Source organism: Acinetobacter portensis, assembly GCF_009372215.1.
GTDB classification, from domain to species: domain Bacteria; phylum Pseudomonadota; class Gammaproteobacteria; order Pseudomonadales; family Moraxellaceae; genus Acinetobacter; species Acinetobacter portensis.
This window is the reverse complement of record NZ_LWRV01000058.1, coordinates 25749-47626: the sequence shown is the minus strand read 5'-3', so window position 1 is coordinate 47626 and position 21878 is coordinate 25749. Positions and strand designations below refer to the sequence as shown.

Genomic DNA, 21878 nt, shown 5'->3' with positions numbered 1-21878 from the left:
AAATCATGCGCGCGTACAACTTCTGTGCTGGTCCTGCTGCATTACCTACTGCTGTTTTAGAAAAAGCTCAAGCTGAAATGCTGGACTGGCAAGGTAAAGGTCTTTCGATCATGGAAATGAGCCATCGTAGTAAAGACTATGTTGCGGTTGCTGAAAAGGCTGAAGCAGACCTACGTAAACTCATGAATATTCCTGAGAACTATAAAGTATTGTTCTTACAGGGTGGTGCATCATTACAGTTCTCTGCAATTCCATTAAACCTTTTAGGTAAAAATAATAAAGCAGATTACATTCATACTGGTATCTGGTCTGAAAAAGCATTGAAAGAAGCGCAGCGTTATGGCGATATCAATGTGGTTGAAGCAGGTACAACAATTGACGGTAAACTTGCAATTACAGAACAAAGCACTTGGAACTTATCTGCAGATGCAGCTTATGTTCATTATGCTGAAAATGAAACCATTGGCGGTATTCAGTTTGCAAGTATTCCAGAAACTGACAAGCCGTTAGTTGCAGATTTATCTTCAAGTATTTTATCTGCGCCCATTGATGTCACTAAATTTGGTTTAATTTATGCAGGTGCGCAAAAAAATATTGGACCTGCAGGTTTAACTATTGTCATTGTTCGTGAAGATTTACTCGATCAAGCAAAACCTGAAATTCCAAGTATTTTGAAATATTCAGCACAAGCGAAAAATGATTCAATGGTGAATACGCCATCTACTTATGCATGGTATTTATCTGGTTTGGTATTTGAATGGTTACTTGAGCAGGGTGGTGTTGAAGCAATTCATAAAGCCAATACTGCAAAAGCAGAACTGCTTTATGGTTATATCGATGCAAGCGATTTCTATGCAAATCCAATTGCCAAAGCAAACCGTTCAATTATGAATGTGCCGTTTACTTTGGCAAATCCTGGACTTGAAAAACAATTCTTGAAAGAAGCAGAAGAAAATCATCTTCTTAACTTAGCAGGTCACCGTTCTGTGGGTGGTATGCGCGCAAGTATTTATAACGCAGTTCCATTAGAAGGCGTACAAGCTCTTGTAAATTTCATGGATGATTTTGCGAAACGTAATGCATAAGTTTATTTAAGCAGAATTGCAAAAAGCCCATCAAATGATGGGCTTTTTTATATTTGGTCGAATCTAAACGAGAATAATAAGGTCTTAGAAAACGAAAGTATGTAATAAATAAGCAGAAGCAAGCATCCCCAATACAAAAAATAGGCATGACATAAAATCTAATTGGTAGCGATTTCCAATTCGATGTTCCACTTGCTGTAAATTTTCTTCTTGCACGATTCTCATAGATATTATTTCCGATGATCTATTTATCGTTGATTCATAGGTTTGTCATATTTTTAACATAAAAAATTGATTAAATAAAGTACTATTTCAAATTAACTTAATAAAGTTTTTATTTTAGTCATTGAATTGCTCATTATTATAAAAAACCGCGTAAATTCAGGCTTTCAGATTATGTTTATAAAATTGGTTTAGAATAAAAATTATCCACAGTTATTTGAATTTAAAAACGAGATGTTGAATTTAAAGCTGTGGATAACTGATTATTTTTTGAATTTAAATTGATTAAAAAACAGTCTTTAATTGTGGGTAAAATAATCAAAATTTAAATAATGACAATGAAATATAAATATCTAAAATAAATAAAACCTCGAAATTTATGATGCAAAAGCAAAAAAATAATCGAGGTTTTGGTTTTACTTAAATTATTGTTTTATATTAAAAATACTTACTTGTAGCCAGATGTTTCCGCGAATGTATTGTCCAATTTCAAAGCGACTATATTCAGGATTCTTTGTGGCAATACGCGCAAGAATTGCAGGTTGATTTTCTTCTAAGAAAAGTGTGACATCGTATAATGTATATTCATTATCCATGAAATTCATTGATGTTTTGCCTACAATTTTACTTTGGAACCAAGCTTCATCTTCTTGTCCCATGGTTTCGCCATAAAGATATGCCACCATTTTTGAAAAATTTACGGTAACAGGTTCTTTATCATCATCAGATTTAGGCTCCCAAGCATCTAATAACGCTTGAAGATTTTCAGGTGCAACACCGCCATTTTCAGCCAAAATATCATTGAGTGCGCGATGATGCTTAATTGAAGCAGGATCATCGACAACAATTTGTTCATGATCTGAAACGGCTTCTAATTCATAAGCCCAACCATTGAATTGCACTGTATAAGTTTGGTCTTTGTTGTATTTCAGGTGATTGACACTGTATAAGTTGTCAAATGCATAGGCAACGCCAGCACCTACGTTTAATTGAAGTACGGCTTGTGTATTCGATTTTCCACAAATAATACGTTCAATTTTTGCATCAACCTTGTAAGGGCTTTCAAAGGTTGGAAAAGCAGTTTTGACCGCTTTGGGTTTATTATCTTCAACATCAATGACTTGATTTAGTAAAATAGCCGCTTTATTTGGGCCTTGAATTAACCAAGATTGTGCATCCATTTCACACTCTTCTTTACACAACCCCATTGGCATAATTGGCGCATCAAGTGCCAAACCAAGCCATTTTGGTACATCTGTTGCAGGATTATCTGTTAACAGATTCCAATGTTCTACATGGCTACCGAAGCTTTGTTCTTCAATGGTGATCCGTTCAGGACTATTTTGATTTTTCATATGCACAATTGATTTCGGGTTGTATTTATCTATTAGATCGAGGGTTATTCAGAATTTTCAAGTCGAAGCATCGAATAAACTGAAATTATATCTTTTAAGTTACAAAAGACTCATTTAAAGCTAATCAAATTCTAAATAGATGGCAAGTGTAAATACAAATCTACTTAGATGAGTTTAAAAGAGATTATCTATCATATAGCCTAATCAAATTTGTTAAACTTATCCCACACTCATTTCAGGATTAACTTGTGCTGCCATTTAAACTTTGGGTTGATGCCGATGCTTTACCACGTATTTTAAGAGATGTGATTATTCGTGCATCGGATCGTTATCAAATGGAAGTGACATTTGTGGCAAACCAAAGTGTGGGCATTACACCTTCAATTCGTATTAACTCTATTCAGGTCATGAGTGGGGCAGATGTAGCCGATCAAGAAATTGTAGATCGAATGAAGGAGCACGATATTGTGATTACTCAAGATATTCCTTTGGCGGCTCAAGTTATTGAAAAGGGGGGAGTCGCAATTAATCCTCGAGGTGAAATATATACGACTTCAAATATTAAAGCGCGCTTACATTTACGCGATTTTATGGATACGTTACGTGGCGCAGGTGTGCAAACAGGTGGGCCTCCACCGCTTGTAGAGCGAGATAAACGCGAGTTTTCAAGTGCATTAGATCAAACGATTCAAAAACAAAAAAGAAAAACAGCCTAAGAGTTTAAGATGCCGTCTAAAGCGAACTTAATGTCGACCTATGTGTTACTCATATTCATTTGGTCGACAACACCTCTTGCCATTGTTTGGAGTGTTGCTGACATTCATAACTTGTGGGCATTGGCATTACGATTTTTTATTGCATTACCGTTATCTTTAGCTTTGCTTGTACTGTTAAAAGTGAAGTTAAAATTAAATACAATTTCAATTCATAGTTATATTGCGGGTGCTTTTAGTTTTATTGGTTCGCAAATTTTCACTTATTTAGCAACATCATATTTAAGCTCGGGCATTATTGCTTTAATGTTTGGCTTAGCACCCATTATGACAGGGCTGATTGGTCGTTTTGTTTTTAATATTCATTTACATCGATTGCAATGGCTAGGCATGTTTGTTGCTGTTATTGGCTTAGGTGTGATTTGTATTGGTGGTAGTGATCATCATGTTCAGCCACTCGGTATTGTTTTAATGCTGATTAGTGTTTTTGTGTATTGCATGTCAATTTTCTGGGTTAAAAAAGTCAATGCTCCGCTAGAACCGATGGCACAAGCGTCAGGTTCAATTATTGTTTCTAGTATTTTTGCACTGTGCTTATTGCCCTTTATTTGGCAGTATGCACCGACGCATCTTCCAAGTACAAAGTCTTTAATTGGTTTGTTTTATGCCGTGATTATGGCTTCTTTACTTGCGATGTTCTGTTACTTTAAATTGGTACAAAATATTAAAGCCACAACATTGTCATTAACAACGGTGATGACACCGATGCTTGCAATGTTATTTGGTGCTTTATTAAACAATGAAAAACTAACAGGCATGATTTTCTTTGGAACAAGCATTTTATTGTTTGGTTTGTTTATTTACTTTTATAAAGATTTTATTCAAAGTAAGTCTGTCAAAAAAGCTGAATCTATTGAATAGATCAGCTTTGCTGAGATTTTATAAGTTCTAAAGCTTGGCTTAATTTGCTACGATCTTGTGGAAGTAAACTAATAAAATAAGCACCAGTACGATATGTCCCATTTTCTTCTTGGCGGCAATGAACAATTTGTGCAATGGCGGCAATATGAAAGAAGTTTTCTGGATGGCTTAGTGTAATGTGAATGTAAGAATTATCGGCAAGTGCTTGGTCTGAATAAAAGCTAATACCACTTTCAGATATATTCACATTTGCTGGTACTGGTAACAAGGATTGTACAATTGCATCGTACAAAGTACCTGTGATGAGGTTTAACTTTTGATTGAATAGCGATAAGATGCGTGCAATCTGTTGATCTTTTTCAGATATTTGTTCTATTTCGTGGTCTAAAGCAAGATCGAATTGATCTAACTCTGCAAGTAGAAGAAAATAACGTGGCAACACAAAATTTGAATCATACGGGTCGTTTAGCGCAACTTCTTCAGAAATGACCTGATAGTTGATTCTCAAGGCAGCATCTATGCGTGACATCACTCTGCGGTCATTTTGACCACTTTGATGCTGAAATTTTTCCATAATATTACCTCGGACTAGATGGTATGTTTAAACCAATCTCGCTATATATAGGGTTGAGATACACTCGCGCTAGGCGCAGTAACCATTTTATTTCTTTTATTGCTTTGGTTTCTATGATCGGCCTCACCCTTGGTGTTGCTGTACTCATTACTGTCCTTTCTGTAATGAATGGTTTTGATCGCGAACTTAAGAATCGTGTTCTTGGGATGGTGCCACAAGCCACTGTTTCTTCAACTCAAATATTAACAGATTGGCCTGAACTTGCAAAAAAAATTGAGCAACATCCACATGTGACAGGTGCAGCACCTTTCACACAATTACAGGGGATGTTAACAGCTCAAGGGCAAGTTTCTGGCATTATGGTTACGGGTATAGAACCAAAGTATGAAAAGAAGGTTTCTATCATACAAAATCATATGGTTGAAGGCAGTATTGATAGCCTGAAAAAAGGTGAGTTTGGTATTGTTTTAGGCAAACAACTGACAGATGCCTTAGGTTTAGGCTTAAACGATAATGTGACTTTGGTTTTACCTGAAGCAACGCCATCTCCAGCGGGTGTTGTGCCACGTTTTAAACGCTTTAAAATTGTGGGTATTTTCAGTATTGGTGCTGAAGTCGATTCAATGATGGGCTATATCGCCTTAAATGATGCTTCAACACTTCTACGCCTTCCAGATGGCGCGCAAGGCGTTCGAATGAAGTTGGATGATATTTTCCAAGCACCGATTGTTTCGAATGAAATTGTACGTGAATTGCCATCTAATTTTTATGCATCAGATTGGACATTTACCCACGGTAATTTGTTCAGTGCCATTCAAATGGAAAAGGCAATGGTAAGCTTGCTGTTATTCCTTATTGTATTGGTTGCGGCATTCAATATTGTGTCTTCTTTAGTGATGGTGGTCACCGATAAAAAAGCGGATATTGCCATTTTAAGAACTTTAGGTGCTTCACCTGCAACCATTACTAAAATCTTTATGGTTCAAGGAACTGTGATTGGTGTTATTGGTACAGTTTCGGGTGCAATTTTAGGAGTTATTTTGGCTTCAAGCATTAGTAGTGCAGTGGGTTGGATCAGCAGTGTATTTGGTCTAAATCTATTTGATGCCTACTTTATCAACTACTTACCATCTTATTTAAGATGGCAAGATGTTGTGGTTATTGTGAGCTTATCTTTAATTTTAAGTTTCTTAGCAACAATTTATCCTGCTTTACGTGCTGCGAAAATTCAACCTGCGGAGGCATTACGTTATGAGTAAAGTCGTCCTTGAAGCAAAAAATGTATCGAAGCATTTTACAGATGGTAAAACCACGGTAGAAGTCATTCGTGGCCTAGATTTACAAGTACAAGAAGGGCAGTTTGTTTCTATTGTTGGTTCAAGTGGTTCGGGCAAAAGTACTTTATTGCATGTGTTGGGTGGTTTAGAACGTCCAACAGAAGGTATGGTATTTTTAAACGGACAACGCTTCGATAATTTAGGTGAATCTGAACGTGGTTTTCAGCGTAATTTACACTTAGGTTTTGTTTACCAATTCCACCATTTGTTGCCTGAATTTACAGCGCTAGAAAATGTCGCAATGCCTTTAATGCTACGTGATGGTACAAGCTACAAGAAAGTGAAAGAACAAGCGGAATATTTGTTAGATCGTGTAGGACTATCACACCGTTTAACACATAAACCAGGTGAACTTTCGGGTGGTGAGCGTCAACGTGTCGCAATGGCACGTGCCTTAGTTGCTAGACCTGCGGTTATGCTTGCAGATGAACCAACAGGTAACTTAGACCGTAAAACAGCAGTTAAAATTTTCGAATTATTAAGCGATTTACGTAATGAGTTTAATATGGCGATGCTGATTGTGACGCACGATGAAGCACTTGCACAATCTGCCGATAAAATTTTGCATATGCAAGACGGTGTTTGGGTAAACGAATAAATCCAAAAATACGACAAGTAACCTTGAAGCTCACTTAGGTGGGCTTTATTATTGCGTCCAATAATTAAAATTTAGATAACAATAATGATTCAAATCATCTGTGCAGGATGGATCTTCGGCATCAGTTTTTTAGGTAAAAATATTCATCCATTTTTTCAGTTATCAACGATTAGTTTTTATCTTTTTGCTACCTTGCTTGTGGTTGAATTTGTAATTCATCTACGTATCAGTAATAACTATTTAAGGCTGATGAATGCACTTTTTGCATGTGCAATTGCAACAGTTTTAGGGATGAGTTTTTCAAACCATCAATTACTAGAGCGACTGAAATATAGAGTAGAAAACACAGATGATGTAGAAATTATTGTTGCGGTAAACTCCTTAAATCAATTGAAACCTGAAACGATTCAACAGCAATTGGTGGTTTTAAATCAATTTGAAAAACCTGTTATTTGGAATAGCTCACTTAAAATTGAACAGCATGAAGCACTTAAAATTGGTGATTATTATCGCTTACAAGGAAAAGTTTCACCCATTCATAGTTATGCAACGCCAGGTGTATTTGACATTGAACAGTGGTATATACAGCAAAACTGGATGGGAAATTTTCAAATTAAAGCGGTTGAAAAGCTCTCTGAGCAAGATATAAAAACGCTTGGTTACACCGCTTATGTGAAGCAAAACCAAAGCTTCTTGGCAAAGTTTAAACGGTGGGTAGAGCTTCAGCGTTTAGATATTCGTCATTTTATTCAGAAACAACCCATACAACATAAAGGTCTTACACTTGCATTATTAACAGGCGATGAAAGCTTTCTCAATAAACAGATAGAAGCGCAATTTCAACGCTTTGGAATGAGTCATTTACTCGCAATTTCAGGGCCTCATGTCTTAATTTTTGCTTGTATGATGTGTTGGCTTATTCATCAAATAATTCAAAAATATTGCCCGCAAATTTATTTGAAAATTCCCAAGCAATATCTACTGATTTTTCCATTTTTAAGCTGTGTATTTTTATATTGTGCTTATGTGGGTTTTGAAATTCCTGCATTAAGAACTTTGTTGGTAACGTTGTTAGCGAGTGTATGGATTCTATTTAAATTTCCTATTAAAGCTCTAACTTTATTGCTCTTAAGTGCATCATTATTATTAATATTCGATCCTTTTAGTATTTTATCTGCAGCATTTTGGCTGTCTTATGGCGCGTGTTTTGTATTATTGAGAATTTATCAAACCATACAAGAACAAAATTTTGAAAGTCGAAATATTACTGAAAAAGCGATTCAAGCATTAAAAATTTTAGTGGAATCTCAGTGGAAAATTTTCGTTGCATTATTTCCATTAATGATCATTTTCTTTAAACAAATCGCTTGGATTACACCATTAAGTAATTTGTTTGCTATTCCTTTTATTGGCTTAATTATTGTGCCTTTAGATGTTTTAGCGGGAATGAGCTACTTTTTATTTGAGCCTTTAAGTCAGTTATTTTTTCAAATTAACAATCTGTGTATTACTTTGCTCCTTTCTATAATGAATGGCATTGACGCCATTTTATCTCCACAGCTGATTCCTGTAGCAATGAATTTTTGGATGATGTTATGTGTGATTTTATCGTTGATTATTCTATTTTTACCTCAAGGACTTGTGCCAAAATTTTGGGCCGCTATTTGTTTGTTACCCTTTATTTTGAGTGAAAATACTAAGCATCCATTTGAACTTTCTATTTTAGATGTAGGGCAAGGGCAATCTATATTTATCCAAGCTCAAAATCACACTGTTATGGTGGATACAGGTGGATATTATGATGAAGAAAAATTTAGTGTGGGTCAGCAAATTATTCAGCCATTTTTATCGGTAAAAGGCTTTCGTACAGTGAATCATTTATTTCTTACGCATTTAGATCAAGATCATAGTGGGGCATTTTCATATTTGAAAAATAAGTTGAATTTTGAGCAAGTTTATTCAAATGAACAACTTGATATTTCACCATCTTCTAAGTTTGAGTATTGTCAAAAAGGACAAGTTTTTCATATTAATCCTCATATAAAAATTGCAGTACTCTCGCCAAAGGCGGAGCAATTAGCTTTTGCAAAATTTGATAAAAATGAGAATTCTTGTGTGTTGTATGTTCAGGTATTGAATGCCAAAAACTATCAAAATTATTTATTAATGGGTGATGCAGGCTGGCAAACTGAATATGAAATTTTGCAGGCATATCCAAATCTAAAGGTAGATGTATTGGTATTGGGACATCACGGTAGTCAGCATAGTTCTTCTTATGCATTTCTAGAAAAAATTCGACCTAAAATGGCAATTGTTTCGGCAGGTTTTAATAATCGTTATGGGCATCCTAGCGCAATTGTAGAGACTCGTTTGAATGAATTGAATATTCCATTTTTAAGCACGATTGAAAATGGAACGATACAATTTTCACAGAATAAAAAAGGCGATATATACATTAATAAAGAACGTGATCAAAGGCTTTGGTTAAAAAGAAATAATCTTAGATCATAGGGTCTTGCTGACGTACTTTTTCAACCAATGTTAAAGCATTCTCTGTAGGAATATCATAAATTGTAAAAAGCTCAGGATTTGCACTAAAACGTTTATAGCTCCAATGGTAATTTTCTGGATTTTTAAGTATTAAAGTTTCGATGGCTTTATGAATAATTTCTGTGCCTTGTTCGGCTGTTTGTGAATAAATAGAAGGGTCGATTTCTTCTATAAAAATATCGAAAGAACTATTTTCATTGCGTAGTGCGTACATAAATAATGCAGCAGCTTTGGTTTTTTGAATAAGCTTCGCACTTAAATTACTTGAAAAAAGTGGAATACCAAAATAAGGAACGAGTTCGCCAATAGAATCGGGTGAATGATCTGGCAAAATGACGGTTGTACCACCTTGTTTAAGCGCTCTAAAAATTTGACGAACGCCAGATTCATCTGTAGGTACTAAATTCGCTTGTTCACGGCTTCGTGCGTTACGAACAAAATCATCGGCAGATTGGTTCTTAATGGGTTTATACATGATGGTCATTTGAGTGTGCTGTGCCAGCCATGCATTCATAATTTCCCAAGTACCAAAATGCGGCATGATTAAAACCACACCTTTATTTTGGGCAAGTGCATTATGGAATAAATGCTCATGATGAACTTGATGAATTCGCGCAACATTTTTATGACTTTCTGCGCCCCAAATATGAAAAAACTCAAAATAAGAAATCAATTCATTTTGTATGGCATTTTGCCCAATTCGATTTCTTTCAGCCTGACTCAAGTGTGGTAATGCAATTGCTAAATTCAAACGAATAACATGAGATGTTTTGGTTAACTTTAAAGTATTCACCAATAACGCAAGAAACTTTGCAGTAAAGCGAGCAACAGTAAGAGGTTGGCGACTTACAAAATTTATTAAACGTGTAAAATTTGAATTTTTTTGAGTCATTGTCTTAAATTTTGTAGAAAGCTTAGGGGCGTGAGAAATAATTCAATTTATTATAAGGTAATTTGTGATGTATAAATATAGAACGCACCATCATTGTATATAATGTTGGCAATATTAATAAATTTTGGAATATTTTTATGTCGGATTGGCCGCCAAACCCACAAGATAAAGATCAAAATAGTCAAAAAATTCAACAACAGCCTACTGGCGAAGAATGGAAGTTGTTAGAAAAAGTTATTTTGGTATCTGTGGATGAACAGCGAAAAGCACGTAAATGGGGAATATTTTTCAAATTTTTAACCTTTGGTTATATTTTTTTATTACTCGTGATTATGGGTAAAGGCTGTAGTAATAATGCATCTTCTCCTGCCTCAGAGCCACATATTGCAGTTGTAAATATCATAGGTACCATTGCTGCTGACAAACAAAGCGTGAATAGTAGCGATACCATTAAGTCATTACGCAAAGCTTTTGAAAATACCAATAGTAAAGCTGTGGTGTTAAATATTAATTCACCAGGTGGTTCACCTGTTCAGTCTGATGAAATTTGGCAAGAAATTCAGTATCTGAAAAAACAGCATAAAGATAAAAAAATCTATGCAATTATTGGCGATACAGGTGCATCAGGTGCTTACTATATTGCTTCAGCTGCAGATGAAATTATTGTTAATCCATCAAGTCTTGTTGGCTCGATTGGTGTCATTATGCCGAATTATGGCGTGAATAATTTAATGCACAAATTGGGTGTTGAAGATAGAACCATGACATCAGGTGAAAACAAAGCATTGTTGTCGATGACACAACCTGTAGATGCAGCACAGAAAGCGCATGTTCAAGGAGTGTTAGATAATGTTCATGATCACTTTATTCATGCAGTAAAAGAAGGTCGTGGTGCAAAATTAAAATCTGAAGATCCAGCAATTTTTTCTGGTTTATTCTGGACAGGCGAACAAGCGGTTAAATTGGGTATTGCAGATAAAACAGGTAGCTTAAATACACTTAAACGTGAGCTTAAGTTAGACACTGCTGTAAATTATACAGTTGAATATAGTCCATTTGATTCTATTTTAGATCGTATGGGGGCTTCAATTGGTGAGGGTTTTGCGACTTCACTTTCTAAGCAAGTTCAAACTGAACAAAGTGCGAAAATTCAATGAAGCCATTAATTCATTTTGCGCACGCCAATGGCGTGCCATCGAAGGTGTATCAAAAGTTATTTGATGCACTTAAGGATGATTTTGACATTATTTATGTGCCATTGCTTGGTCCAGATAAGCGATACCCAATTGATAATCATTGGAAAAGCTTAACTCAGCAAGTGATTGATAGCATTGTACGTCAAGCAAATGGACGTAAAGTGATTGGTTTAGGGCATTCATTGGGTTCAGTTCTGACTTTTCAGGCAGCATTACAACGCCCTGAACTGTTTGAGCAAGTGATTATGCTCGATCCACCATTAATTGTAGGTAAGGATGGTTTTGCATTTCATATTGCTAAATTACTGCGCTTAAAGGCACTTGATAAAATGTCGCCCGCAGGTTTATCGAAACGTCGTCGTGATCATTGGGATTCTCGTGAACAAGCGGCTGAGTTATTGCGTCCAAAAGGTTTCTATCAGCATTTTGATATAGATTGTTTTAATGATTATATTCAATATGCTCTAAAAGATGATTCTGTTCGTGGTGGTGTTGAACTCACCATTTCACGTGATGATGAAGTTGAAATTTTCCGTACCAATCCATCTTTATGGTGGTTGCCTCAGGCAAAACCCAAAGTTCCTGTGCAATTGGTTGTTGCAAAAGATGGTCCATTTTTAGCACGTAAATTCCCGCAAATTACACAAAAGAAATTTGGTATTCCATTTAGTGTAGAAGAGGGCGGGCATATGTTTCCTTTAGAACGCCCAATCGAAATTGCACAAATGTTGAAAGATCTCATCAAGCAAAATACTTAAATTTTGACAATAAAAAAACGCATCCTCGGATGCGTTTTTTTATGATTTAAATTTTAGAACTTACAAAACTGAACGGGTGCTTTCATTGGGTGATCTCTATAGATCACACCATTTGAAGTATGTTTTAACGCGCCAGTACAAATCCATTCAACAACTTGAGGATAAATAATATGCTCAAGCTCATGAACACGATTTGCTAAAGATGTTTCGGTATCTTGGTTCGATACTTTTACCACACCTTGAGCCAGTGCTTGACCTGCATCAAGTTCAGCTGTCACGTAATGCACAGTACATCCGTGAAAAACATCACCTGTGTTCAAAACACGTTTATGCGTATGCATACCTTTGTAATTTGGCAATAAAGAAGGGTGGATGTTGACCATTTTCCCTTCCCAAGATTGCACAAATTGAGCACTTAAAATTCGCATGAAACCAGCAAGAATAACTAAATCAACATCCCAATCTAGAAGTTGCTGATGCATAACTGCATCGAAGGCTTCACGAGTAGGATATTGCTTGTGTTCAATGGCTGCTGTTTGAATGCCTGCATTTTTTGCACGTTCTAAAGCATATGCATCAGGTTTATTGGAAATAACACCTACAATTTGCCCCGAAAGATTTGCATCAATCAAGGCTTGTAGGTTGCTACCACTGCCTGAAACAAGTACAGCAATTTTAATCATGGGATGTCTATTACGCGAAAATCACACGGATTTTTTCGTCAGCACCTGAAACAGATTCTGCATTGTCAGCAATATGACCCATTGTCCATGCTTTTTCACCAAGACTATTTAGCATTTCAACAGTTTTATCTGCATCTGCAGCATCAACAACTAGAACCATACCTACGCCACAGTTAAATGTGCGGTACATTTCGAATTGTTCAACACCACCTTCTTTTTGTAGAAGTTGGAATAGTGAAGGCCACTCCCAAGATGACTCATTCACAATTGCTTGTGCGCCATTTGGTAATACACGTGGAAGGTTGCCCGGTAAGCCACCACCCGTGATGTGTGCCATTGCATAAACATCAACGTGTTTAAGAAGTTCTAGAATTGGTTTAACGTAAATGCGTGTTGGTTCCATTGCAACATCTGCAAGCGGACGACCATCTACGATTTGAGTTAAATCAACATTTTTAACATCTAAAATTTTACGGAGAAGTGAGTAACCGTTTGAATGAGCACCAGATGATGCAACACCAATTAAAACGTCACCCGCTTTAACTTTTGAACCATCAATAATTTTGCTTTGTTCAACTACACCTACACAGAAACCTGCAAGGTCATAGTCTTCACCTTCATACATGCCTGGCATTTCAGCAGTTTCACCGCCAACCAACGCACAGCCTGAAAGTTCACAACCTTTACCAATACCTGTTACTACATTTGCTGCAACGTCTACATTTAAGTGACCAGTTGCGTAGTAATCGAGGAAGAATAATGGTTCTGCACCACACACAAGAAGATCGTTTACGCACATTGCAACCAAGTCTTGACCAATTGTGTCATGACGGTTTAAGTTTAATGCTAAACGTAATTTTGTACCAACACCATCCGTGCCAGATACGAGAACAGGTTCTTCATAACCTTTAGGAATTTTACAAAGTGCGCCAAAGCCACCTAGACCGCCCATTACTTCGGGACGTGCAGTGCGCTTAGCGACAGATTTGATACGATCGACTAACGCGTCGCCCGCCTCAATGTCGACACCTGCATCTTTGTAGCTTAAACCAGTGTTTGGGGTAGAAGTTGAGTTGCTCATATTGAAGTCTCCGCATTCGCGCGGGGATTATAACCTGAATATACGAAACTCTTATGTAATTTCTATACTAAAATGTTATCTTTGTTTAAATATTTTATTTTCTATAATGAATATACTTAAAAAAGGCGAGTTCTTATGGTAGATCGCACCTTAGGTCGAATTTTTGTCCTGGTTGGAATTGGATTATTTCTTTGGATTTTATACTTATTAAAGCCGGTGCTTATTCCATTTGTAGGCGCATTTCTCATTGCTTATTTATTTAGCCCTTTAGTTGATAAAATTCATAAAATTGGTTTGCCACGTTGGGTTGCCATTAGTATTGTTTTTATTGGCATAGGTTTAGTTGTTACTTGGGCAATGTGGTATTTAGCACCGCTCGTTTGGCAACAGCTAATGTATGCAAAATCGAGTATTCCTGCCGGAATTCATTGGGTTAATTATACCTTTTTACCATGGTCATCGCATACATTTGACTTAGTTCCTATGGAATTAGATGTAGATCAAATTTCAGCTGCGGTCATGGAGTATATTCAAACAAACTATAGTGCAGACAGTATTCAAAGTGTTATTGCCAGATTAGCACAATCTGGCTTGAGCTTTATTCAAGTGGGTGGGGTGGTTGTTCTTATCCCAATTATTTCCTTCTATTTTTTACTCGATTGGGAAAAAATGTTGGATAGTTTGCGTCGCCTCATTCCTCGTCCTTATGAAAAAACGACCCTTCAAATTGTAGGTGAATGTCATAGCATTTTAGGGGCTTTTGTTAAAGGTCAGTTCCTTGTCATGTTCTTATTAGGCGTGATTTATGCTGTTGGTTTGCAACTGATAGGATTAGAAGTTGGTCTGATTATTGGCATGATTGCAGGGCTTGCTAGTATTATTCCTTATCTTGGTTTTGCTGTTGGGATTATTGCCGCAGCTATTGCAACATTCTTCCAATTTGGTCTAGATTGGATGCAACTTTTATTGGTTGGCGTGGTCTTTATGATTGGTCAGGCGGTAGAAGGGTATATTTTACAGCCATTTTTATTGGGTGATAAAATTGGCTTGTCACCAGTTGCTGTTGTATTTGCTGTATTGGCGGGTGCACAACTTGCTGGTTTCTTAGGTATGTTGCTTGCTTTACCTGTTGCTGCAGTTATTGTGGTACTACTTAAACATCTCAGAGATTTTTACGAGCAGAGTCAAATGTATCAACGACATGTGGCTGTTTCACAAGATGCAAGCACAGGCTCAATTAGCATTCAAACACAAGATATTGATGTTGATATTGAACTTAAAAAGCAAGATGTAAAAGCACTGCAAGAGACTGAAAATTCAGGTAAGATTGAAGCTTCAGATAATAAAGATTCCTAAGGCAAAAATATATTTATGCGTCAATTGCAACTAGACATAGAACCACAACTTGATGCCCGAATTAGTGATTTTTCGGGGCCGAGTTGGGGGCATGTTGTAGATGCTGTAAGACAATTACACGCAGGTCTTTTGAATCGATTTTATGTTTATGGCGGGGCAGGTACTGGAAAAAGTCATCTCCTTTCTGCTATTTGCGATTCTTATTTAGAAGTGGGTAAAACAGCAATTCACGTTTCGCTTCTTGAATTGCTCGATGCGCCAACCGAAGCCATTACTTCATTAGAACAGTACGATTTAGTCGCATTAGATGACATTGAAGCCATTAGTGGTGTTCCACATTGGCAGCGTGCTGTATTCCATTTAATTAATTATAATGATGAAATGGGCGGTCAACTTGTTTTTTCATCACGTTTTGTTCCTATTGAGTTAAAGCTAGAACTTCCAGATTTACAATCACGTCTCACGCAAGCGGTTAGTGGTAAAGTCCCGAGTGGCAGTTTATTTGCAGATCGAATTGCTTTGGTTAATTCTGTCCTAGAACGCAGAGGCGTTCATATGGATCCGCAAATTGTAGATTATTTGCTTGCTCATGGCCCACATCAAACCTCACTATTATTGCAACTGATTGAAAAATTGATTCAATTGCTAAAAGGTGAGAAAACCAAATTAAGCGGTTCAAATATTCGACAAATATATGCACTTATTGATGAGTATGATTAAAATTAATCATTACTAAAAAATAAAAAGGTCTCATATGAGACCTTTTTTGATGTTTAGAAGCTTAAAAAAAAGCTTAATTATTATAAATCGTTTTATATTTGTGGATATATTCTTCACGAATAACAGCACGGTTTTCAGGCGTAGCTTTTTGTAGGCGTTGACTTAAATCTTTACGTTCTTGGGTACTCATTTTTTGCCAAGCTTCACGCATTTGCTGTTTTTCAGCTTCAGGTAATTGAGTGAACCAATCCATGCGTTGTTGTAATGAATTACGTGCAGATTCGGGAAGTTCTTTATTCAATGATTGATAGCGTTTAATGAGTGCTTGCTGTTCTTCATCACTCATACTATCCCAAGCATCACCGACCTGTGTATCTGCATCTTTAGAAAAAATCCAAAAACGATCGAAACCAGCAAAGCTTGTTTGTAAAAAGCCAAGTATGCAAAAAGTAAGCACTAATCTTTTAGCTATCATGTGGAGCTTTGTCCTCACCCATCACCATTAACATTTCCAAGTCTTCTACCATTTGCGGTGAAAGTTTTGGATTTACAATAACCTGATTTTCAGGTTGTGCTGAGATATCCAATGCATTTGGAATAATAACAAAACCTGTAATAGCGGCTGCTAAGGCATATCCAGACATTTTGAAAAAGCCATATCTAGATGACTTTTTAGCTTGGATTTTTTCCAAAACATGGTTCATCACAGCTGGCTTATTTTGATGATGCTGTGCGAGTCCATCAAGTTTAGAAGAAACTTGTTTTAAGAAATCATCTTGTTTCATTCGGATGATCCTCCTGTATATGGATTCATATGTGACAAACTTAAGCGCAAAGCTTGTATTGCGCGGTGATAATGTGTTTTTACACTACCTTCTGTGCAATTCATGACTTGTGCAGTGGTTTTCGTATCAAAGCCTTCCCAAGCGCGAAGCATAAAAGCTTGTTGCTGACGCGTGGGAAGCTGAGCAATCGCTTCTTGTATTTCTTCAGCAGTTACTGCTTGATCTAAAAAGTCGAAAGGATTAGGCGTACTTTCATCGACAATATCGAGTTGTTCCGCATCGTCATCATCCAAATTTACTTTTTTAAAGAAAGAAAATGGTTGAACACGACGTGCTTCTTTTCGACGCCAATCTTGTAATTTGTTATTTAAAATAGTGTAAAACAGGGGATACCATTCATCTGTGGTTTTGTCTGAATAAGATTTATGTAAGGAGATAAACGCCTCTTGTACTAAATCCATTGCAATACCATGATGACCTTGGGTTGCACTTTCCATCATGACTAAAGCACGACCTGTAACTTCATTCATGAAGTTTTTTAGGCGCAGTTCGGCAGTACTCTTTAGAGTACTTGTTGTTTGTGTCCGAGACTGTTCAGGTGCTGAATCCATAGAGATGGAAAATCCTGTCATTGGATACCCACCATTATTAACAAGTTTATATACTATATAACGTTGAAAATAATGGTTAGGTTGACATTACAAGTTATTATTTTTCTAGTGTAATCTATTTTTAAATAAGCGCGAGCCTATTTACAATAAGATTCGCTTATTAGATGCGTTGACGTACCATTTCAAAGAAGCAAATAGAACCTGCAATTGCAACATTCAATGATTCTTGTCCACCAGGTTGTGGAATGGCAACAGCTTCTGCATTTTTTAAAGCGTAGTTTGAAGCACCTTGACCTTCATTTCCAAGAATCCAAACACATTGTTTTCTTAAGTTTTTTGTATATAAGCTTTCTGATTGATGAGAGCTTGTTACATAAACAGGAATAGTGAATTGGTTGATAATGTCTTCAAGTTCAACATTTTCATATGTATGTAATGAAAAATGTGCGCCCATACCTGCACGTAAAACACGCGGAGACCAAATAGAAGCTGAACCTTTAGTACAAACAACTTGCTCAATACCTGCAGCAGCAGCAGAACGTAATAAAGTTCCTACATTGCCTGGGTCTTGAATGTTATCTAAAATTAAAGTGTCCTCTTCAAAATTAAGCGCTTCACGAGATGTAGGTAAGTCTACAATTGCAAGACAAGCCAAAGATGTGCCTAAAGTACTTAAATCTTTATATAAAGATTCGCTGAGCACAAAAACATTACCATCATAAAGCGATACAATTTTTTCTAAATCTGGGTGGCTATATGCAGCTTCAGTGGTAAAAATAGAAGTAATTGCACGTTTTTGCTCTAACCAAGCAAGACTTAAATGCGTACCTTCAAGTACAGTTTGGCGATTCTTTTTACGATATGAACTTTGATCAATTAGACCACGTAAATGTTTAATTTTAGGATTGTCTTTTGAATCTAGAAAAAAAGCTGGCATGGGAGATTTATCCATGAAAGTAAGCAGATTAGATAAATCGCTTACTTTCATTTTTTGAAATTAGTTATGGTATTGCGTTACAAGATCGACTTCATTTTTAGAACCAATCACAACAGGAACACGTTGATGTAGTTCTGTTGGCTGAATATCTAAAATACGAACACGACCTGTTGTAGATGCACCACCAGCTTGTTCCATGAGCATGCTCATAGGGTTTGCTTCGTACATTAAACGTAGGCGACCTGCTTTTTTCGGATCTTTAGTATCGTACGGATACATGAAGATGCCTGTACGGCAAAGAATACGGTGAATATCACCCACCATACATGCAACCCAACGCATATTAAAGTCTTTTTCACGAGGACCAGTTTTACCTGCAAGTAATTCATCGATATAACGTTTTACAGGTGCTTCCCAATGACGTTGGTTCGATGCATTAATTGCATATTCTTTGGTATCTGCAGCAACTTGAATATTTTCTGAAGTCAGTAAAAACTCTTTTGTTTCTGGATCGAATGTAAAGAATACAGTACCTGCACCTACGGTTAATGCCATCATTGTAGATGGACCATAAAGTACATAACCTGCAGCTGCTTGGTTTACACCAGCTTGCATGAAATCTTCAGCTTGAGTTTTTGCATTTTTTGCAGGAAGAATAGAGAAAATTGTCCCTACGCACATGTTGATGTCAATGTTGCTTGAACCATCTAATGGATCGAATAAAACAAGATATTCACCATTTTCTTGAGCAGGAGTGAATTCATCTAATTCTTCAGAAGCCAAACCGCCTACATGTGGATGAACTTTAAGTGCATCGATTAAATAATCATTTGAAATGACATCGAGTTTCTTTTGTTCTTCGCCTTGTACATTTTCGTGTTGCGCACTTCCAAGTACACCAGCTAAAGCACCCTTTTGTAAAAGCTGATCAATATCTTTACAAGTATTAGCAATTGTTTCAATCACTTGAGAAAGTTCAGGTGTTAAATTACCACTTTGTTTTTGTAAGAATTGGGCGAGGGTGAGGTATGACATGGTTGGGAAACTCCGCAAATAGGTTTGATAAGACTTATCAAAAACAACATTGGGGCTATTTTAGAGCAGAACGCGCTAAAAGAAAAATTAAACTACACTATTTGACGTGATTTTACCCTTGCAACTCTTTTAGAAAATGCTATGTTGATATAAATAATGAATAAATATTGGAGAGTGAAAAAATGACAACGTTAAAGTTTGATAAGACTCCAACGCCCAACGAGGCAATTAAACTCGACGGTATTTCTACAGATAGCGTGAAAGCAGCATGGAAAGATTATGATGCTAAACCTGAGTATAAAAAAGTAAATAAACACGATTTAATAGAAGCCATGCAAAGCTCGGAAGAAGAGTCGCATCCTTAAATATTTTTTAAAGTTACAGATATAAAAAAGCACCTCAAAGATGAAGTGCTTTTTTTATAATTGAAATATTTTTCAATACGGTATTATTTTAAAAGCGGTGGAACTGCTTCGTAGTTAATTTCTACGCGACGGTTTTCTTTCCAAGCACCTTCATTATTAGCTGAATTAATCGGCATTTCTTTGCCATAGCTTACAGCTTCAAGCTGATTAGCGCTTACACCAGTTGTTACTAAAAAGCTTTCAACTGCTTTAGCACGACGTTCACCCAAAGCCATATTGTATTCACGTGTGCCACGTTCATCTGTATGACCTGTTAAAGCAACACGTGAATTTGCATTTGCCATTAAGAATTGAGCATGTGCTTGAAGTGTTTGATAATCTTGAGCTGTTAAGTCGCTGCTGTCGTAATCAAAATGTACAACGCGTTTTGCTAAAAATGCTTTATTTTCAGCAGTTACGCCTTTAGATGAAGCACCTGCCAAATTTTGAGCATTTAAAGCAGCATCTTCACTTAGACCTTGAGTGTTTACAGTGCCTGCACCATTTGGGTTTTGTGTAGCATCAATGACATTTGCAGGTTTGCGACTTGCACAACCTGTCATCACTAAAGCTGTTGCTAAAAGCGGTAAAGCTAAAAATTTAAGTGTTTTCATATTATTCATCTCTATAAAAGTTAGTCTGAAATTTTAAAATTATTTAGGTGCCCAAGCAGGTTCGCGAACTTCACCTTGTTCACTTGGTAAATTCATGCGGAAGCGACCATCTAAAGACATAATAGAAAGTAAACCACGATTACCTTCGCGTGTTGCATACACAACCATTTGACCATTAGGCGAGAAGCTTGGAGACTCATCTAAACTTGTTGGGGTTAAAATATTGGTAATACCCGAGTTGAGGTCTTGAATCGCCACTTTGTAGTTACTGCCACTTGGGCGGTGAACTAAAGCTAATTTTTTACCATCTGCACTTAATGTCCCACGTGCATTAAATGCCCCACGGAATGTTAAGCGTTTAGTTGAACCTGAATTTAAATCATAAGTATAAATTTGTGCAGAACCACCGCGGTCGGATGTGAAAATAAATGATTTTCCATCTGGAGCATAACGCGCTTCTGTATCAATGGCGCTGTCGTTGGTCATGCGTTTGAGTTCGCGAGATTGCAAATTCATTTGGTAAACTTCAGGGTTACCATGCATAGATGCTGTAAATAGCATGCTTTGACCATCTGGTGAGAAGCTTGGAGCGCCATTTAAACCACGGAAGCTTGCCAATTTTTCACGCTGACCTGTTGCTAAGTCTTGTACATAAATTGCAGGTCGTTTGGTTTCAAATGACACATAAGCAATTTTCTTTGCATCGGGTGTCCAAGCTGGGGAAAGGATTGGATCTCGAGATGTAAGTACTGTACGAGGTTGTGCACCATCTGAATCTGCAATTTGTAGTGTATAGCGTTCTTGCGGTGTTGCAGGGTTGCGTAACACATAAGCTATTCTTCCACTAAAGTCACCTTTAATGCCCGTAAGTGCTTCGTAAATTGTGTCACTAATCATATGTGCAGCAGAGCGAATACGAGATGCAGGAACAGTGAGTAATTCATTCAATAAATACTGCTGTTTTTGTACATCATACAGTTGGTATTGAATTTCATATGCACCTTCAGCATTTTGCTTTGTTGTGCCTGTCACAACATAAGGTACGCCCGCACTTTGCCACGCTGCTGCATTTGGATTATTCATGCTTGCTGTAGCAGGTAAATTTTGCGATGCGCTTGAGAATTTACCAGAACGATTCAAATCAGTTTCAATAATCGGGTAAAGACTAGAATCGTTAGCAAATGGAACAATCGCAATTTTGGGAGCTTCTTCAGGTGCTTTGGCAATTTCTAAATGTAGCTGTGCTTGAGCATTAATTGAAATTGTTGCCCCTAGAGAAGTAAGAATAGCTAGGCAGAGCAGATGTTTCCGAGTTTTTTCCATCATTCGTTATTAACTCAAATCAAATGGTTTATTGTGTTTGTTCTACATAATGGCACGAATTTATTATATTTAAAGTACATGATTATTAAGAACTGTTAAAACAGTATGAAAATGCTTGAAAAAGTAGC

Annotated in this window: 24 protein-coding genes; 11 read left to right on the top strand and 13 right to left on the bottom strand. The window is 36.7% G+C overall.

Annotation, left to right across the window (positions count from 1 at the left end; all coding sequences use genetic code 11):
* The first annotated feature begins 5 nt into the window (after positions 1-5).
* Positions 6-1085, top strand: coding sequence for a 3-phosphoserine/phosphohydroxythreonine transaminase (gene serC / locus A6M14_RS06430; RefSeq protein ID WP_152874194.1), 1080 nt, complete (start codon positions 6-8; stop codon positions 1083-1085).
* Positions 1086-1169: 84 nt separating this feature from the next.
* Here the strand turns inward: serC and A6M14_RS14090 are convergent, their stop codons facing one another.
* Positions 1170-1310 (bottom strand): hypothetical protein, encoded by a 141-nt coding sequence (locus tag A6M14_RS14090; RefSeq protein ID WP_171500249.1) that lies wholly within the window; start codon positions 1308-1310, stop codon positions 1170-1172.
* A gap of 422 nt (positions 1311-1732) precedes the next feature.
* Entirely contained in the window at positions 1733-2662 is a 930-nt protein-coding gene (locus A6M14_RS06425) for a hypothetical protein (RefSeq protein ID WP_152874165.1), read from the bottom strand.
* A 248-nt stretch (positions 2663-2910) separates the two neighbouring features.
* Here A6M14_RS06425 and A6M14_RS06420 point away from each other — a divergent pair, with 248 nt between their 5' ends.
* Positions 2911-3378: a YaiI/YqxD family protein gene (locus tag A6M14_RS06420; RefSeq protein WP_163123296.1), complete on the top strand. Its 468-nt coding sequence runs from the start codon at positions 2911-2913 to the stop codon at positions 3376-3378.
* A gap of 9 nt (positions 3379-3387) precedes the next feature.
* The gene (locus tag A6M14_RS06415; RefSeq protein ID WP_152874164.1) at positions 3388-4296 is read left to right on the top strand and encodes a DMT family transporter; all 909 of its coding nucleotides are present in this window, start codon (positions 3388-3390) and stop codon (positions 4294-4296) included.
* 1 nt (position 4297) lies between these two features.
* On the opposite strand, the gene A6M14_RS06410 is transcribed toward A6M14_RS06415, so the two are convergent.
* Positions 4298-4870, bottom strand: a complete 573-nt coding sequence (locus A6M14_RS06410; RefSeq protein ID WP_152874163.1) for a PilZ domain-containing protein — start codon at positions 4868-4870, stop codon at positions 4298-4300.
* A gap of 23 nt (positions 4871-4893) precedes the next feature.
* Here A6M14_RS06410 and A6M14_RS06405 point away from each other — a divergent pair, with 23 nt between their 5' ends.
* The 3 genes from A6M14_RS06405 (at position 4894) to A6M14_RS06395 (ending at position 9316) form a co-directional block, all read left to right on the top strand.
* Complete coding sequence (locus tag A6M14_RS06405; RefSeq protein ID WP_152874162.1) at positions 4894-6129, top strand: lipoprotein-releasing ABC transporter permease subunit; 1236 nt, start codon at positions 4894-4896, stop codon at positions 6127-6129.
* A complete protein-coding gene (locus A6M14_RS06400) occupies positions 6122-6805 on the top strand; it encodes an ABC transporter ATP-binding protein (protein ID WP_152874161.1) in 684 nt (227 codons plus the stop codon). The genes A6M14_RS06405 and A6M14_RS06400 overlap by 8 nt, the downstream gene beginning before the upstream one ends.
* An 84-nt stretch (positions 6806-6889) precedes the next feature.
* The gene (locus A6M14_RS06395; RefSeq protein WP_152874160.1) at positions 6890-9316 is read left to right on the top strand and encodes a DNA internalization-related competence protein ComEC/Rec2; all 2427 of its coding nucleotides are present in this window, start codon (positions 6890-6892) and stop codon (positions 9314-9316) included.
* On the opposite strand, the gene A6M14_RS06390 is transcribed toward A6M14_RS06395, so the two are convergent.
* A complete protein-coding gene (locus A6M14_RS06390) occupies positions 9306-10247 on the bottom strand; it encodes a lysophospholipid acyltransferase family protein (RefSeq protein ID WP_152874159.1) in 942 nt (313 codons plus the stop codon). The two genes, A6M14_RS06395 and A6M14_RS06390, sit on opposite strands and share 11 nt — an antisense overlap.
* Before the next feature lie 137 nt (positions 10248-10384).
* Between A6M14_RS06390 and sppA the strand changes: the two genes are divergently transcribed.
* Both sppA and A6M14_RS06380 read left to right on the top strand, forming a co-directional pair.
* Entirely contained in the window at positions 10385-11404 is a 1020-nt protein-coding gene (gene sppA, locus A6M14_RS06385) for a signal peptide peptidase SppA (RefSeq protein ID WP_152874158.1), read from the top strand.
* Positions 11401-12201 (top strand): alpha/beta fold hydrolase, encoded by an 801-nt coding sequence (locus tag A6M14_RS06380; RefSeq protein WP_152874157.1) that lies wholly within the window; start codon positions 11401-11403, stop codon positions 12199-12201. The genes sppA and A6M14_RS06380 overlap by 4 nt, the downstream gene beginning before the upstream one ends.
* 53 nt (positions 12202-12254) lie before the next feature.
* Here A6M14_RS06380 and purN read toward each other — a convergent pair whose 3' ends face one another.
* Together purN and purM are read right to left on the bottom strand one after the other, a co-directional pair.
* Complete coding sequence (purN, locus tag A6M14_RS06375) at positions 12255-12884, bottom strand: phosphoribosylglycinamide formyltransferase (protein ID WP_152874156.1); 630 nt, start codon at positions 12882-12884, stop codon at positions 12255-12257.
* Positions 12885-12894: 10 nt separating this feature from the next.
* The gene (purM, locus tag A6M14_RS06370; protein WP_152874155.1) at positions 12895-13965 is read right to left on the bottom strand and encodes a phosphoribosylformylglycinamidine cyclo-ligase; all 1071 of its coding nucleotides are present in this window, start codon (positions 13963-13965) and stop codon (positions 12895-12897) included.
* A 135-nt stretch (positions 13966-14100) separates the two neighbouring features.
* On the opposite strand from purM, the gene cxpE reads away from it, so the two are divergent.
* Both cxpE and hda read left to right on the top strand, forming a co-directional pair.
* Positions 14101-15321, top strand: a complete 1221-nt coding sequence (gene cxpE, locus A6M14_RS06365; protein ID WP_152874154.1) for a chloramphenicol efflux transporter CxpE — start codon at positions 14101-14103, stop codon at positions 15319-15321.
* 15 nt (positions 15322-15336) lie between these two features.
* Positions 15337-16041 carry a DnaA regulatory inactivator Hda gene (gene hda / locus A6M14_RS06360; RefSeq protein ID WP_152874153.1) on the top strand — a complete coding sequence of 235 codons (705 nt, stop codon included), beginning with the start codon at positions 15337-15339 and terminating at the stop codon, positions 16039-16041.
* A gap of 73 nt (positions 16042-16114) precedes the next feature.
* Here hda and A6M14_RS06355 read toward each other — a convergent pair whose 3' ends face one another.
* The 5 genes from A6M14_RS06355 to A6M14_RS06335 all read right to left on the bottom strand — a co-directional run bounded on the left by A6M14_RS06355 (position 16115) and on the right by A6M14_RS06335 (position 19409).
* Positions 16115-16516, bottom strand: a complete 402-nt coding sequence (locus A6M14_RS06355) for a DUF3106 domain-containing protein (protein WP_152874152.1) — start codon at positions 16514-16516, stop codon at positions 16115-16117.
* Positions 16506-16826, bottom strand: coding sequence for a hypothetical protein (locus A6M14_RS06350; RefSeq protein ID WP_152874151.1), 321 nt, complete (start codon positions 16824-16826; stop codon positions 16506-16508). The genes A6M14_RS06355 and A6M14_RS06350 overlap by 11 nt, the downstream gene beginning before the upstream one ends.
* Positions 16823-17437, bottom strand: coding sequence for an RNA polymerase sigma factor (locus A6M14_RS06345; protein ID WP_152874192.1), 615 nt, complete (start codon positions 17435-17437; stop codon positions 16823-16825). The genes A6M14_RS06350 and A6M14_RS06345 overlap by 4 nt, the downstream gene beginning before the upstream one ends.
* A gap of 160 nt (positions 17438-17597) precedes the next feature.
* The gene (locus tag A6M14_RS06340; RefSeq protein WP_152874150.1) at positions 17598-18374 is read right to left on the bottom strand and encodes a TrmH family RNA methyltransferase; all 777 of its coding nucleotides are present in this window, start codon (positions 18372-18374) and stop codon (positions 17598-17600) included.
* Positions 18375-18434: 60 nt separating this feature from the next.
* Positions 18435-19409, bottom strand: a complete 975-nt coding sequence (locus A6M14_RS06335; RefSeq protein WP_152874149.1) for a class 1 fructose-bisphosphatase — start codon at positions 19407-19409, stop codon at positions 18435-18437.
* A 182-nt stretch (positions 19410-19591) separates the two neighbouring features.
* Here A6M14_RS06335 and A6M14_RS06330 point away from each other — a divergent pair, with 182 nt between their 5' ends.
* Entirely contained in the window at positions 19592-19774 is a 183-nt protein-coding gene (locus A6M14_RS06330; protein ID WP_152874148.1) for an NF038105 family protein, read from the top strand.
* 83 nt (positions 19775-19857) lie between these two features.
* On the opposite strand, the gene pal is transcribed toward A6M14_RS06330, so the two are convergent.
* Together pal and tolB are read right to left on the bottom strand one after the other, a co-directional pair.
* A complete protein-coding gene (pal, locus tag A6M14_RS06325; protein ID WP_152874147.1) occupies positions 19858-20427 on the bottom strand; it encodes a peptidoglycan-associated lipoprotein Pal in 570 nt (189 codons plus the stop codon).
* 39 nt (positions 20428-20466) lie between these two features.
* Positions 20467-21750, bottom strand: a complete 1284-nt coding sequence (gene tolB, locus A6M14_RS06320) for a Tol-Pal system beta propeller repeat protein TolB (protein WP_163124722.1) — start codon at positions 21748-21750, stop codon at positions 20467-20469.
* Between the last annotated feature and the right edge of the window lie 128 nt (positions 21751-21878).

What these genes read in the sequence shown, in the direction of transcription:
- serC (WP_152874194.1), top strand. Translation starts at nt 6, where the DNA reads ATGCGCGCGTACAACTTCTGTGCTGGTCCTGCTGCATTACCTACTGCT.
- A6M14_RS14090 (WP_171500249.1), bottom strand. Translation starts at nt 1,310, where the DNA reads ATGAGAATCGTGCAAGAAGAAAATTTACAGCAAGTGGAACATCGAATT.
- A6M14_RS06425 (WP_152874165.1), bottom strand. Translation starts at nt 2,662, where the DNA reads ATGAAAAATCAAAATAGTCCTGAACGGATCACCATTGAAGAACAAAGC.
- A6M14_RS06415 (WP_152874164.1), top strand. Translation starts at nt 3,388, where the DNA reads ATGCCGTCTAAAGCGAACTTAATGTCGACCTATGTGTTACTCATATTC.
- A6M14_RS06410 (WP_152874163.1), bottom strand. Translation starts at nt 4,870, where the DNA reads ATGGAAAAATTTCAGCATCAAAGTGGTCAAAATGACCGCAGAGTGATG.
- A6M14_RS06405 (WP_152874162.1), top strand. Translation starts at nt 4,894, where the DNA reads ATGTTTAAACCAATCTCGCTATATATAGGGTTGAGATACACTCGCGCT.
- A6M14_RS06400 (WP_152874161.1), top strand. Translation starts at nt 6,122, where the DNA reads ATGAGTAAAGTCGTCCTTGAAGCAAAAAATGTATCGAAGCATTTTACA.
- A6M14_RS06395 (WP_152874160.1), top strand. Translation starts at nt 6,890, where the DNA reads ATGATTCAAATCATCTGTGCAGGATGGATCTTCGGCATCAGTTTTTTA.
- A6M14_RS06390 (WP_152874159.1), bottom strand. Translation starts at nt 10,247, where the DNA reads ATGACTCAAAAAAATTCAAATTTTACACGTTTAATAAATTTTGTAAGT.
- sppA (WP_152874158.1), top strand. Translation starts at nt 10,385, where the DNA reads ATGTCGGATTGGCCGCCAAACCCACAAGATAAAGATCAAAATAGTCAA.
- A6M14_RS06380 (WP_152874157.1), top strand. Translation starts at nt 11,401, where the DNA reads ATGAAGCCATTAATTCATTTTGCGCACGCCAATGGCGTGCCATCGAAG.
- purN (WP_152874156.1), bottom strand. Translation starts at nt 12,884, where the DNA reads ATGATTAAAATTGCTGTACTTGTTTCAGGCAGTGGTAGCAACCTACAA.
- purM (WP_152874155.1), bottom strand. Translation starts at nt 13,965, where the DNA reads ATGAGCAACTCAACTTCTACCCCAAACACTGGTTTAAGCTACAAAGAT.
- cxpE (WP_152874154.1), top strand. Translation starts at nt 14,101, where the DNA reads ATGGTAGATCGCACCTTAGGTCGAATTTTTGTCCTGGTTGGAATTGGA.
- hda (WP_152874153.1), top strand. Translation starts at nt 15,337, where the DNA reads ATGCGTCAATTGCAACTAGACATAGAACCACAACTTGATGCCCGAATT.
- A6M14_RS06355 (WP_152874152.1), bottom strand. Translation starts at nt 16,516, where the DNA reads ATGATAGCTAAAAGATTAGTGCTTACTTTTTGCATACTTGGCTTTTTA.
- A6M14_RS06350 (WP_152874151.1), bottom strand. Translation starts at nt 16,826, where the DNA reads ATGAAACAAGATGATTTCTTAAAACAAGTTTCTTCTAAACTTGATGGA.
- A6M14_RS06345 (WP_152874192.1), bottom strand. Translation starts at nt 17,437, where the DNA reads ATGGATTCAGCACCTGAACAGTCTCGGACACAAACAACAAGTACTCTA.
- A6M14_RS06340 (WP_152874150.1), bottom strand. Translation starts at nt 18,374, where the DNA reads ATGCCAGCTTTTTTTCTAGATTCAAAAGACAATCCTAAAATTAAACAT.
- A6M14_RS06335 (WP_152874149.1), bottom strand. Translation starts at nt 19,409, where the DNA reads ATGTCATACCTCACCCTCGCCCAATTCTTACAAAAACAAAGTGGTAAT.
- A6M14_RS06330 (WP_152874148.1), top strand. Translation starts at nt 19,592, where the DNA reads ATGACAACGTTAAAGTTTGATAAGACTCCAACGCCCAACGAGGCAATT.
- pal (WP_152874147.1), bottom strand. Translation starts at nt 20,427, where the DNA reads ATGAAAACACTTAAATTTTTAGCTTTACCGCTTTTAGCAACAGCTTTA.
- tolB (WP_163124722.1), bottom strand. Translation starts at nt 21,750, where the DNA reads ATGGAAAAAACTCGGAAACATCTGCTCTGCCTAGCTATTCTTACTTCT.